The 12,441-nt window shown below is 34.4% G+C and carries 13 protein-coding genes; 7 read left to right on the top strand and 6 right to left on the bottom strand.

The genetic code is table 11. The annotated features are described in order from the left end of the window. Positions 1-2: 2 nt before the first annotated feature. Positions 3-1,061 (bottom strand): nucleoid-associated protein, encoded by a 1,059-nt coding sequence (locus D7004_RS19845; protein ID WP_123207567.1) that lies wholly within the window; start codon positions 1,059-1,061, stop codon positions 3-5. A gap of 65 nt (positions 1,062-1,126) precedes the next feature. Continuing rightward, positions 1,127-1,699 carry a TlpA family protein disulfide reductase gene (locus D7004_RS19850; protein ID WP_123207568.1) on the bottom strand — a complete coding sequence of 191 codons (573 nt, stop codon included), beginning with the start codon at positions 1,697-1,699 and terminating at the stop codon, positions 1,127-1,129. 96 nt (positions 1,700-1,795) lie between these two features. Here D7004_RS19850 and D7004_RS19855 point away from each other — a divergent pair, with 96 nt between their 5' ends. Both D7004_RS19855 and D7004_RS19860 read left to right on the top strand, forming a co-directional pair. Beyond that, entirely contained in the window at positions 1,796-2,128 is a 333-nt protein-coding gene (locus D7004_RS19855) for a hypothetical protein (protein ID WP_123207569.1), read from the top strand. A 119-nt stretch (positions 2,129-2,247) separates the two neighbouring features. Continuing rightward, positions 2,248-4,563 carry a TonB-dependent receptor gene (locus D7004_RS19860; RefSeq protein WP_123207570.1) on the top strand — a complete coding sequence of 772 codons (2,316 nt, stop codon included), beginning with the start codon at positions 2,248-2,250 and terminating at the stop codon, positions 4,561-4,563. A 105-nt stretch (positions 4,564-4,668) separates the two neighbouring features. Here D7004_RS19860 and namA read toward each other — a convergent pair whose 3' ends face one another. From namA to D7004_RS19875, 3 genes are all read right to left on the bottom strand, one after another. Continuing rightward, positions 4,669-5,748 (bottom strand): NADPH dehydrogenase NamA, encoded by a 1,080-nt coding sequence (gene namA / locus D7004_RS19865; protein ID WP_123207571.1) that lies wholly within the window; start codon positions 5,746-5,748, stop codon positions 4,669-4,671. A gap of 107 nt (positions 5,749-5,855) precedes the next feature. Further along, complete coding sequence (locus tag D7004_RS19870; RefSeq protein ID WP_123207572.1) at positions 5,856-6,845, bottom strand: aldo/keto reductase; 990 nt, start codon at positions 6,843-6,845, stop codon at positions 5,856-5,858. 2 nt (positions 6,846-6,847) lie between these two features. Continuing rightward, positions 6,848-7,243, bottom strand: a complete 396-nt coding sequence (locus tag D7004_RS19875; protein ID WP_123207573.1) for a DoxX family protein — start codon at positions 7,241-7,243, stop codon at positions 6,848-6,850. 183 nt (positions 7,244-7,426) lie between these two features. Between D7004_RS19875 and D7004_RS19880 the strand changes: the two genes are divergently transcribed. The 5 genes from D7004_RS19880 to D7004_RS19900 all read left to right on the top strand — a co-directional run bounded on the left by D7004_RS19880 (position 7,427) and on the right by D7004_RS19900 (position 11,537). Then, complete coding sequence (locus tag D7004_RS19880) at positions 7,427-8,254, top strand: ABC transporter ATP-binding protein (protein WP_123207690.1); 828 nt, start codon at positions 7,427-7,429, stop codon at positions 8,252-8,254. 3 nt (positions 8,255-8,257) lie between these two features. After that, a complete protein-coding gene (locus D7004_RS19885) occupies positions 8,258-9,070 on the top strand; it encodes a hypothetical protein (protein WP_123207574.1) in 813 nt (270 codons plus the stop codon). Between the two features lie 19 nt (positions 9,071-9,089). Continuing rightward, positions 9,090-9,464 carry a GntR family transcriptional regulator gene (locus D7004_RS19890; protein ID WP_123207575.1) on the top strand — a complete coding sequence of 125 codons (375 nt, stop codon included), beginning with the start codon at positions 9,090-9,092 and terminating at the stop codon, positions 9,462-9,464. 97 nt (positions 9,465-9,561) lie between these two features. Then, positions 9,562-10,320 (top strand): hypothetical protein, encoded by a 759-nt coding sequence (locus D7004_RS19895; RefSeq protein ID WP_148042842.1) that lies wholly within the window; start codon positions 9,562-9,564, stop codon positions 10,318-10,320. Between the two features lie 230 nt (positions 10,321-10,550). Beyond that, positions 10,551-11,537 (top strand): alpha/beta fold hydrolase, encoded by a 987-nt coding sequence (locus D7004_RS19900; protein ID WP_123207577.1) that lies wholly within the window; start codon positions 10,551-10,553, stop codon positions 11,535-11,537. Here the strand turns inward: D7004_RS19900 and D7004_RS19905 are convergent, their stop codons facing one another. Further along, positions 11,538-12,437: a DUF6263 family protein gene (locus D7004_RS19905; protein WP_123207578.1), complete on the bottom strand. Its 900-nt coding sequence runs from the start codon at positions 12,435-12,437 to the stop codon at positions 11,538-11,540. Between the last annotated feature and the right edge of the window lie 4 nt (positions 12,438-12,441).

Consider the following 12,441-nt stretch of genomic DNA (forward strand, 5'->3'; position numbering starts at 1 on the left):
AACTATTCTTCCTCTCTAAAATAAACCTTGTAGTAATTCATAGATTTATCATCATCATATCCCTTTTCAATCATATCCTTGTTTCCATGGATGTAAATGTGAAAATTCTTATCCAGCTTTAGTACGCTTTTGTAAGCCCTGGCTTGTTTTTTAACGGCAGATTCCGCAATTTCAAACGAATCAGCAATTGGCGATTGGTATTCCTCTTCGTAATTCTTTTTATAATTTTTGAAAGATTCTATCCCTTCTGTATTTCCGATTACTTCGTTTCCAAATTCTTCAATATCAAAAGTTTCTTTCTCCTTAAAGTACTTCATAGAACGATTAAGCAAATCAATTTTATCTGCCTTGCTTATCTCGTATTCATCATCCATTTTTTGAGTTACGAAGTTTTTATAAACCCCCAAAACGTTACTGGTTTGGTTATAGCTATCATTGCGGATTTTCAGTTTTAAAAATTCATCCTTCCAATAAACTGCGCTATCATTACTACTTTTTGCTTGGTCAAAAACAACAACTTTGTAACCTTCTGCTTTATCAACATTAAAAATCAAACAGCCTTTATCTAACTTATTAATGCTAATTGCATCCTGTTCATAGCTCATTCCAAAACCATCCTGTTCGGGGTAAACCTTTAAGTAAGTGTCTTTCGTTTCCGATTTAAAAATACCAATGACATCGAGTTGCTCGCCTTCAATTTGTACTTTTTGAAAATAAGCAACATACATTTCGCCCGATTTGATTTTTGGGTGATTGGCAACATCGTACAGGTGTTTAGCCAGTTGCTGAGAATCTTCATGAAAAAGCGCATTGTTTTCAAAAATTTCTGTTGCAAAATGAAACACCTCATTAAGCTGAAGATTATCATTTGGATGATAGAAACGATAAACTTCATTAACTTTTTCGAAGGGTTTTAAAAAGAATTGCATTAACAAATTGCCAAGCAATTCATCATCAATTTTTAAGGGAGCATCTGATAGTTTATAATATTCTTCTACTAATTTATTACCAGTATGGTGGATGGAAAGTTGCTTTAGCGAAGCCTCGAAAAATGAAATCATAGCGGCAAAAGTAATGAAATATTAAATTGTAAAGGATGCTATTTTCCTTTGATGCTAACGTATTTTTAATCTGCTGATTTCAACTTATTTAAAAATTCAGTGAACTTTTTATCAGCGTAATTAGCTACTCCTTCATGTTTGAATGAGATTCGTCCTTGCTTATCGAAAATTATAGTTGTTGGTAAAGAATTTTCGAAAATCTCCTTAGGCACGGCAGTTTCTACTTTATAAACAGGCAGTTCGAATTTCTTATCTGCCATGTATTTATTCGATTTAACTAGATCTCCATCTGCATCAACGAAAATAAAAACCACATTTGGGTCGTTTTTAAACTGTGTGTAAAGTTTATTTATAGATGGAAATTCTGCCCTGCAAGGCGGACACCAGGTTGCCCAAAAATTTAAAAAAACAACCTTGCCGTTCAATTCTCCTAAATCAATTACTTCTCCTTTTGAATTGCTAAATTTAATACCCGTAAGATTAACGGTTTCAACTGGGCGCTCTTCTACATTGGGCGAATAAAACCCAATTTCCATCAAGCCCTTTAAAAAGAAAGCTTTAGCATCAGGAACAAATGCGATTACTAAAAATAAAATGATAAATATGGTATTAAAAATATTTTTCCTGATGAATTTCATAATGAAGTATTTTCCAAATCAGTTTGAATCGAACTATAAAAGCAATGTTACCATTCAAAGATATATAATTGGATAGTAATTGCTACTTTTGAACCATTGAAAAAGCATAAGCAACATATTAACCGTTTATTAGCAGCAATAATGCTGATGGTTTTTGCTATTGCCTTAACTCCATGGAATTTATTACACAAACACCAACCTATTCCGGTTGTAAAACAAGAAATAAATTGTAAGCATCTAAGCCACGTACAGGCTCATGCCGATAATTGTTTAATTTGTAATGCTGGTTTTGAAAAAAACTATGTACATACACATCATCTTTATAAAATTTTCCTTTCGGTAAAACTATTCGGACAAGCAGATCCGGTTCTTAAAAGTTCTTACACCGAAATAAAACGTACCAGTTTACGTGGTCCACCTTTAGCATAATTTTTTCAGCTTAAGTGTTTCTACACTTATCTAAATTATTTTTTTTAATGAGATATTAAGGCGCATGGCTATTGAGCGATGTCGTTTCTATTATCTATATCATCCAAAAAACACATATCATGAAAAAATTCAAGCTATTAGGCTTTGTAATTCTATACATATTTTTAAGTGCACCAACCTTTGCCAACGTTTTAAAAGATATAAAAGGTAAAGTTATTGATGCTGACACTAAACAAACTTTGCCAGGTGCCACCATCTTTATACCCGATTTAAAAGTTACTGCCGTTACCAATAATGATGGAGAATTTACAATAAATAACCTGCCATCAAAAGGAACATATATTGTTGAAGTGCATTACATCGGTTACAAAACTGCAACTCAAGTTGTAAATTTCGCTACTGCAGGAAACCTGGAATTTACATTAAAATCTACCGCGATAGAAACAAAGGAAGTTGTTATTACGGGTAGTTTAATTAGTAGTACCAGCAAACGAAATAGTGCTTCATCTGCAGTTTTGGGCAAAGACCAACTGCTACAACCTTCTTCTAATTTAATAGATGCACTAACAAAAATTCCGGGTGTATCTCAAATAACTACCGGTCCATCAATTTCTAAACCTGTTATAAGAGGTTTGGGATATAACCGAATAGTAACCTTAGATGATGGAATTAAGCAACAAGGACAACAATGGGGCGATGAACATGGTATCGAAATCGACCAATTTAAATCAGACAGAGTTGAAGTTTTACGCGGGGCAGCCTCTTTAATTTACGGTTCTGATGCGCTTGGTGGCGTTATTAATTTATTAGAGCCAAGTACAGCGCCGGAGGGCCAGGTAAAAGGAGAATTGATTACAAACTATTCTACAAACAATGGTTTATCTACAAACTCATTAATGCTAAATGGTAACGAAAATGGATTTGTTTGGAGAGCCCGTGGAACCTATAAAAACGCCTATTCTTTTAAAACACCTACCGGATATTTTCCAAACTCTGGTTTTAATGAAACGGATTTAAGTGGAATGGTTGGTTTGAATAAAAGCTGGGGTTATACACACTTAAACGTTTCAAGTTTCCGAAATAACATCGGTTTTTATGAGCCGACTTTAGATGCTGCAGGAAATTTTGTAAGAGAAGATGGTAGCCCTTTTGAAACATCTGATTATAAAAGCAGAGATTTAGACTATCCTCGTCAGGATATTAGACATTTTAAAATTGCATTAAACAATAACTTTATCATTGGTAATGGAAATTTAAAAGCCGATTTCGGATTTCAACAAAACCAACGCCGGGAGTTAGAAGATGGCCCAGACCCATCTTTATTTTTCGACCTTAAAACATACAATGCCGATTTAAAATATTACATACACGAAACCAATGGTTGGCAACCCGTATTTGGTTTTAGTGCCGATGCCGGAAATAGCAAAAATAAAGGCATTGAGTTTTTGGTTCCAGCCTATGATACTTATGGTGTTGGCGTTTTTGCTTATGCAAAGAAAAATTGGGAGAACAGTACATTTAGTTTAGGTGCCCGTTACGATTTTAGAAAAAACACTGGCGAGCAATTATTAATAGATGGCGATGAGCAATTTGCTCCTTTTGTAAATAAATCTTCTAATGTAAGTGGTGCGTTAGGTTTTACACATCAGTTTAATGAAGAATGGAATTTCAAAGCAAATGCTGGTTCTGCATTTCGTGCACCAAACCCAGCAGAATTAGGCTCTAACGGTGTACATGAAGGTACATTCCGTTACGAAATCGGAAACTCCAACTTAAGTCCGGAACGTAGTTACCAAGTTGATGCGGCAATAGAATATGAAGGAAAAATTGTAAGCGCAAGTGCAAGTGTGTACAATAACTATGTTCATAATTTCATTTATGCATCTAACAATGGCGAAACCATTACTGCCGAAGGTAATGAATATCCTGTTTATCGCTACGGGCAGGTAAATGCAAACCTTTATGGGGCAGAAGCGAGTTTAACCATTCATCCGGTTTCATTTATTCACTTCGAAAATACCTTTGGATATGTGCATGCGCAAAATAACACTTTGGGCAGACCATTGGCATTTATTCCCGCCGGAACACTAAGAAATGAGTTGCGTTTTGAGCCTAAACTAAAAGGTACAAATGATGCCTATTTATCGGTAGGAATAAATTCTGCATTCAAGCAAACCCGTGTTGATGATGTATTCGAAACCCCAACGAGTGGTTATACATTATTAAATGCCGGTATTGGCGCTACCTTTAATTTAGGTAAACAACCGATAAAACTATCGGTATCTGCAAACAACTTGCTAAATCAAAGATATTACGATGCTTTGAGCAGATTTAAACCTGGCCGTTTCGATTATGAAAATCCTAATTTAGGTGTTTACAATGCAGGAAGAAATATTACTTTCGGTTTGTATGTGCCATTTACTTTAGTGAAATAATCTTTAATAAAAATAGCCACAGTTTTCAGATTAGTGTTAATCTGAAAACTGTGGCTAAATTAACAAGCATATTGAATTAATTACTTGCGCAATCAATTCAACATCCTATTTCTTGAAGGTCTCTCTTTTTGCCCTCACGTATTGATTTGGCCATTCTACATCATCGCCTAAAATTTGTGCTGCATGTGTAGGAAAATATGCATCGCGTAATGATTCTCTGGCAATGAAAATTAAATCGGCTTTATCATTTTGCAAAATTTCTTCTGCCTGATTGGCATCAACGATTACACCAACGGCGCCTGTGTAAATGCCAACTTCATTTCTAATTTTATCGGCAAAAGGAACTTGATAATTTGGTCCGGCAGGAATTTTAGCATCCGGAACATTTCCTCCCGACGATGCATCGATTAAATCAACACCTTTATCTTTCAATACCGCTGCAAGCTGAACAGAATCCTCTTCATTCCATCCACCTTCCGTCCAATCGGTTGCGGAAATGCGGACAAACAAGGGCAAGTTTTCCGGCCAAACAGACTGAATTGCTTCTACAATATCTATCGTTAAACGAATTCTGTTTTCAAAACTTCCGCCATAAACATCTGTTCGTGTGTTACTTAAAGGACTAAAAAACTCATGTAGCAGGTAACCATGTGCTGCATGAATTTCAACAACTTTATATCCTGCATCTAAAGCTCTTTTTGCCCCAGCCCTAAATGCAAATACGATATCCTGAATTTCTTTAATGCTCAACTCATGAGGCGTAACTTGTCCGGCTTTGAATGGTATTGGAGAAGGACCAACTGGTAACCAACTGTTTTCACCATCAGCAAGTTGTTCTCCGCCTTCCCATGGCAAATCACAGCTTGCCTTTCTACCAGCATGTGCAAGTTGAATTCCGGCTATTGAACCATTATCATGAATAAAAGAAACGATTTGCTTAAGTTTTTCTACCTGCTCATCTTTCCAAATCCCTAAATCAGCATGTGTTATTCTGCCTTCTGGCACAACGGCAGTAGCCTCTTGAATAATTAAACCGGCACCACCAACTGCCCTACTTCCTAAATGTACCAGATGCCAATCGTTAGCAAAGCCATCTATTGCTGAATACTGGCACATTGGTGAAATTACAATTCTATTTTTTAAAGTAACATCCTTCAATTTTAAAGGAGAAAATAATTTTGACATATTCGTTTAGATTTACCACAAAGAACGAAAAGTTTGACGCAACGAAAATAAAAATTTTGCCTTTGTTTTCTTCGCGAAATACTTCTTGTCCTTTGCGGTTAATTAATTTAAAAACCAGCGTTTTCTAATTCTGAGTTAATAAACTGGATTTCCTCATTGCTCAATTTTACATTAATTGCCTCAGCATTTTGAACCGCTTGCTTTTCATTTCTTGCTCCAACTAAAGCGATTGTAATTCCTGGGCGCTCGATTGTCCACCTTAAAACCAATTGAGATAATGTTGCATTTTTTTCATCAGCTAAAGGTTTAATTTTCGCCAAAAATGCATTTGTTTTTTCGATACTTTCTGGGGTGAAGAATTTATTTCCCTGACGATGGTCACCTTCTTCGAACTTATAATCAGCGGTCATTTTACCCGTTAATAAACCTCGTTCCATCGGACTATACGCTAAAACAGATTTATTATTTTCTATACAATAAGGCACGGTTTCATCTTCTACACCACGATTAACCATACTAAACGGAATTTGATTAGATACGATTTCCAAAGTTTCACCAGCTTCCTTCAATTGTGCTACATTATAATTACAAACACCTGCGTAACGCACTTTTCCTTGCTCAATAAGTTTGCTAACCGCTTCAAATGTCTCGCTAATTGGCGTTGTTAAATCAGGCCAATGTATTTGATATAAATCGATATAATCAGTTCCTAAACGTTTTAAAGATTGCTCGCATTCATAAGTAACACTTTCTTTACCCGCGTATTTATAAACATCAATATCTTTACCATCGTTATTTTTTGATTTCATTGCCAGTTCGCCTTTAGCTAAATCCCAGCGCATACCAAATTTAGTTACAATTTGAAGTTTATCCCTGGATATTCCTTTAATAGCATCGCCAACAATTTCCTCGCTATCGCCCTGACCATAAATTGGTGCAGTATCAATAGAGGTTACTCCTAAATCGAAACCAGCTTGAATTGCTTTTATCGCATCATTTCTATCGGTGCTACCCCACATCCAACCTCCGGCTGCCCAAGCACCAAAAGTAATTGCCGAAAGCTCTAAATCTGAATTTCCTATTTTTCTGTATTCCATAATTATTTTTTTAAAAGTTTATCAACCGCGTAACTATTAAGCGGCAAGTTTGCTAACAATAAGGATAAAAATGCAACATGAATAAGTTGTGATGGCAGGGCTTCCCAATTTTCTATCATTGTTGTACCAAAAATTAATGCTAAAGAGATAATGCCCGCAAGCAATAAACCTTGTTTTGTAAACAAACCTACCACAATCAATAACCCCGCTACAAATTCCAAGATTGGTAAAGCGTAACTAAAAGGCAGAACCAAAAAATCTGGCAATAGCGATTTAGAAAATTGTCCCATCATCCAGTTGCTAAAACCTTGCAATTTAGGTAGCCTAACCAAACCATGCCCGAAAAAACTTAAACCAATTGCCAACCGACTTAATAAATATGCCCAATTTTTATCCATAAAAATGTGTTAACACAGTATAATACAAACACAATGTTAATGATGTTTTAGTGCATTAATCATTAAACCGATTTTTTACATAAACCTTATAAAATCAATATTCAAAAAAAATAATTCGCAAATTATTTGGAACATATCAAAATGAATTATACTTTAGTGTATTATTTAACTAATACAGTAGGCATGATAAAAATTAACAACTTAAATTTTGGTTACAGCAAGCAAAAACCATTATTTAAAAACATGAGCATGCAATTGAGCAATGGTCATATTTACGGTTTGCTTGGAAAAAACGGCGCTGGTAAATCTAGCCTATTAAAAAACCTGGCAGGCTTGGTTTACGCTCAAAGCGGAACCTTAGAAGTTATGGGTTTTAATCCTACAAAACGCCAACCCGCTTTGTTAGAGCAGATTTGCTTTATACCCGAAGAATTTTATTTACCATCAGTTAAAATAGACGCTTACGTAAAAGCCAATGCTCCTTTTTATAAAAATTTTAATCACGGCTACTTATTCGAACTTCTAAAAGAGTTTGATATCCCGGCAAACAATAAACTTATTGATATGAGTTATGGGCAAAAGAAGAAATTCATTATTGCCTTTGGTTTAGCTACCGAGGCAAAATTGGTTATTATGGATGAGCCAACAAACGGTTTAGATATTCCATCGAAAGCGCAGTTTAGAAAAATTATGGCTTCAGCCTTAACGGATGATCGTTGCATTATCATTTCTACCCACCAGGTACGAGATTTAGATAATTTAATTGATACCGTAATTATGCTTGATGAAAATGATGTGGCTTTAAAAGCTTCGGTTGAAGAAATTACCAACAAACTAACTTTCAAAAAAGTAAAAGAATTGGATGAAAGCATTATTTATGCCGAAGCATCTTTATCGGGCTACAATGCCGTTATGCCAAACTACCATAACGAAGACAGTAAGCTAGATATGGAACTTTTATTCAATGCAATCCTTGCAGAAAAAATCAAATTTAAACCTTTATTTAACTAAGCGATGAACAACACATTTAACATAAACAGGTTTGGCCTATTGCTTAAAAGACAATGGCTAGATTTCGGAAAAATTTACTTGATAAGTCTATTGGTAGTTGCAGGTGTTTTAATAGGGTTTTATAGCTATTATATTCCAAGTATTGAAAGAAGAACTGACAATTTTGATTATGACGGAAACCTTGATTTACGCTTTCGCTATGGCATATTTTTAATTCTTGGTTTCTTATTTACTAGCACGGTAGCTAGTGGTTACTTTAGTATTCTCAGACAAAAATCAAGAGCTATTTTGGAATTGATGACACCTGCATCCGTTACTGAAAAGTTATTATCAGGAATACTTTATACCGCCCTAGTTAGCTTAACTGGCTACTTGATTATATTCTACATAGTAGATTTAGGCTTCGTAAAGTATTTGAATTCTAATATTGACGCATTTAGAATTGCCAATCCAAAAGTTCCAGAAGCCCAAAGCATTACCTACCAAATGTTTAGTGATAAAAATTATCGTGAATATTTAGAATACTTCTTTGCCATTCCTTTCTTAATTACAAGCATTTTTCTCCTTGGCTCGGTGTATTTTAATAAATTTCATTATATCAAAACAGCCATTTCAGTAATGATATTTTCGGGAATTGCAATCTATGTAATCTATAAAGCCGGAGGAATTTTAACTAAAAATATGGTTAATATTAGTCATAGAAGTGCCCACAACGATAGAGATTTAGCTTTTCTTATGATTCTCCTGGTAACATCTGCTTTAACATTAATTTTTTGGACGATAGCTTACATTCGCCTAAAAGAAAAAGAGGTTTAACTTTTTAATTGGTATAGACATGGAATTTAGAGATAATAAGGCGATATACCTACAAATAGCAGATTATGTTTGCGAACATATTTTGCTAGGAAAATGGAAAGCCGACGAAAAAGTACCTTCTGTTAGAGAACTTGCTGTAGAGATGGAGGTCAATCCAAATACAGTAATGCGAACTTACGAACTGCTACAGAACAAAAATATTATAAATAACAAAAGAGGAATCGGTTTTTTTGTAGATGAAAACGCTACAGAACACGTAAAAACCTACAGAAAAATTCAATTTATAGATGATGAACTGCCTGTAGTATTTAGAAACATCTATTTATTAAACATCGGCTTTGATGAACTTGAAGCCAAATACAAAACATTTGTTAAAGAAAATTTTAACGCTTAAGAATATGAAAACAAGTAATAAACTATTGATATCACTTGCCATTTCGCTGATATTAATTCCAATAATTGTGATTGCGGTGAATGTTAGAATAAATTACATGGATAAAAAAGCTGCATTGAAAGAAAATAAAAAAGAGGAACACTTTAATACACCATCCTATGGTTATATAAGTGAAAAAATAAACAAATCATTTAATGCAGTAGAAATATTAGATGGCAAAGGTTTAGCACTCGATATCGTTTTAATACAAGAAGATAATACCGGCCTTAAAATATCAGAGGAGTTTAAGAATTTAATAAGTTATAATGTTGACGATAATGGCAAACTCCAAATTTCTTTCAAAGGCTCTGTTGAGCAAAAGTTTAGAAGGCCGCAATTGTATATATATGCTCCAAATATTGTTGGGTTTGCCGCATCGAGAGGAAATAGTTTAAGCTTATGGGTTAGCAAACGAGATTCGCTTAACTTAAAAGCTTCAAAAATTGGTTCATTCTGGTTAAATACCGACTCAAAATTTAATAACCTTTCTTTGCTTGCAGATAGTGTGAATAATATTAACCTAGACAAAACTTCAATAAATTCGCTTAACCTTAATCTTATAAATTCAAATTTTAAAACCTCTGCCTCATCTTATAAAACACTATCAATTAAAGCGCTAGGTAATTCAAATATTGAAATAGATGGTGATGAAAATAATAAAGATAAATATTCGATTAATGATTTATCGATAAAAACAGAAGGAAAATCTACAATAACCTTAACTAATATAAAAACAAACAAAACCTCAGGTTCACTTTCTGATTCTACGTATGTGCTTATGCCTGCTACTAGCTTAAAGCAGATGTTTAAAAACTAACTGCAATTCTGCGGTTTGTTAGGGCAAGCCGCAGATTAAAATTAAGGTGATAATCTGCTTAAAAACCAATGATTTAAAATACAGTTGCGTTCAAGGTTCACATATTAACTTATTTAAATAAAACCTGCTTTTCTTGAGCCAAAAATTTTAGGCATGGTTTTTAAACCATTCTCTTCAACCAAATCGAATTAATTATTATTAATTTCGCCAGGTTACCAAAATATTTTAAAATGAAGAGATTTTTGATTCTAGTTACCCTTTCGTTATTATCATTTACGGCTTTAAAGGCGCAAAAAATTGATACGCTATCCATCACTTTAGAGAACATTAAATATCCATATCCCATAAAATTTTTACCCATCAACGTTGAAGGTCAGGATATTAGAATGGCTTATATGGATGTACCTCCAACCATTGCCCCAAATGGCAGAACGGTTATGCTTTTTCATGGCAAAAACTTTGGCGGCTATTATTGGAGCCACGTAATAAGAGCATTAGCAGGGAATGGTTACAGAGTTTTGGTACCAGACCAGATTGGATTCGGGCGTTCATCTAAACCGATTATAAACTATAGTTTCAAGCAATTGGCTCAATGGAATAAAAAGCTGTTAGATACTTTAGGCATTCAAAAGACATCTATTTTGGGCCATAGTATGGGCGGCATGTTGGCAACACGGTTTGCATTAATGTATCCAGAACGAATGGATAAATTGTTATTAGAAAACCCAATCGGCTTAGAAGATTACAAAACTTTTGTGCCGGTTTCTACCGTGGAAGAGCAGTATCAACGAGAACTCAAAAACACCGCAGAAAGCATTCGCCAATATTATAAAAGCTCTTATTTTACAGTATGGAAACCCGATTATGAAAGTTTAGTAAATGTTGCTGCAGGTGTAACCTTTAGTGCCGACTTCCCTCGATATGCTAAAGTTGCAGCACTAACCTATAACATGATTTACGAACAACCAGTTGTAGATGAATTTAAAGATTTAAAAGTTCCAACCATTCTTTTCATCGGCAAAGAAGATAAAACGATTGTTGGCAAAGGCTTACTTTCTGAAGATCAACAAGCCATTCATGGCCTGTACAGGTTTTTAGGAAAAAATACAGCACTCAAAATACCGGGTTCAAAAATTGTAGAATTCGAAGCATGCGGACATATACCACATATAGAAATTATGACTGAATTTTTGGTTGCGCTAACGGGTAGTTTATAGCTAATTTATTTCTTTACCTGTAACCTTATTTATTCCCTCCAAATTAAAATCTACAGATTGCTCGGCAACTTTCATTTTACCATATAACTCTAAACGGGTATGCGTATTTAATACCATGCCTGTTTTTAGGTCAATTTGTGCATCACCAATGTTCATACCCTTTAAATCGGTTTCCATTTTGCTACCCAAACTTTCAAATGCTCCTTTTGAAACGAGCGTACCTTTGATTGTAAGTGTTGCAATACCGTCTTTTACTTCTTTAAGTGTATAAGTCACCGCCGATTCGATTGGCATTGTAATTACAACTTTGGTATTCACTACCCAACTATCTCCAATTTTTACGGCTTTATCAGGGAAAATTTTTAATGAAGATTCCATCGATTGTTTTATAACTTCAGCATTAAACTGTTTACTAAGAGAAGTTTTAATCTGTTTAAGTTGTGCGGTATCTGTTGTCATTTTAGCAGCCATACTATCCACCATTTTATCAATCCCCGATATTGATTTTACCCCACCGTTTGGTGCCATTATCATATTAAATGTTGCATTTCTTAAACCTGCAAATGGATTTGGTTTCCCTATCTCTTCTTTATCAGAATCTAAAATCATTTCGTTGCCGGCTCCAACCGATTTAATATTCAATCGTCTGTAAATCACCTTTATATTTTTATCACCTGCCTTTGCTTCCGAAATATCAAAAGTATAATCTGTACCAACATTTTGAATGTAGTTCAATTCTTTCCCATCTACTTTCTGGCTAATAATTTGGTCGGAATTAAATGTATAGCTGTACTTTTTCCCAATGGGATAATTCTGTTTAAGCAAATAAGTTTGCTGCGCAAAAGTGTTTAAAGAAGTTAAGCAAAAAGCTAACCATGCAATTATTTTGATATTTTTCATTTCA

This window comes from Pedobacter jejuensis (genome assembly GCF_003725795.1).
Taxonomy (GTDB): Bacteria; Bacteroidota; Bacteroidia; order Sphingobacteriales; family Sphingobacteriaceae; genus Pedobacter; species Pedobacter jejuensis.

Excerpts from the sequence above, each read along its gene's own strand:
- D7004_RS19845 (WP_123207567.1), bottom strand. The coding sequence starts at position 1,061 with ATGATTTCATTTTTCGAGGCTTCGCTAAAGCAACTTTCCATCCACCAT.
- D7004_RS19850 (WP_123207568.1), bottom strand. The coding sequence starts at position 1,699 with ATGAAATTCATCAGGAAAAATATTTTTAATACCATATTTATCATTTTA.
- D7004_RS19860 (WP_123207570.1), top strand. The coding sequence starts at position 2,248 with ATGAAAAAATTCAAGCTATTAGGCTTTGTAATTCTATACATATTTTTA.
- namA (WP_123207571.1), bottom strand. The coding sequence starts at position 5,748 with ATGTCAAAATTATTTTCTCCTTTAAAATTGAAGGATGTTACTTTAAAA.
- D7004_RS19870 (WP_123207572.1), bottom strand. The coding sequence starts at position 6,845 with ATGGAATACAGAAAAATAGGAAATTCAGATTTAGAGCTTTCGGCAATT.
- D7004_RS19875 (WP_123207573.1), bottom strand. The coding sequence starts at position 7,243 with ATGGATAAAAATTGGGCATATTTATTAAGTCGGTTGGCAATTGGTTTA.
- D7004_RS19880 (WP_123207690.1), top strand. The coding sequence starts at position 7,427 with ATGATAAAAATTAACAACTTAAATTTTGGTTACAGCAAGCAAAAACCA.
- D7004_RS19885 (WP_123207574.1), top strand. The coding sequence starts at position 8,258 with ATGAACAACACATTTAACATAAACAGGTTTGGCCTATTGCTTAAAAGA.
- D7004_RS19890 (WP_123207575.1), top strand. The coding sequence starts at position 9,090 with ATGGAATTTAGAGATAATAAGGCGATATACCTACAAATAGCAGATTAT.
- D7004_RS19895 (WP_148042842.1), top strand. The coding sequence starts at position 9,562 with ATGGATAAAAAAGCTGCATTGAAAGAAAATAAAAAAGAGGAACACTTT.
- D7004_RS19900 (WP_123207577.1), top strand. The coding sequence starts at position 10,551 with ATGAAGAGATTTTTGATTCTAGTTACCCTTTCGTTATTATCATTTACG.
- D7004_RS19905 (WP_123207578.1), bottom strand. The coding sequence starts at position 12,437 with ATGAAAAATATCAAAATAATTGCATGGTTAGCTTTTTGCTTAACTTCT.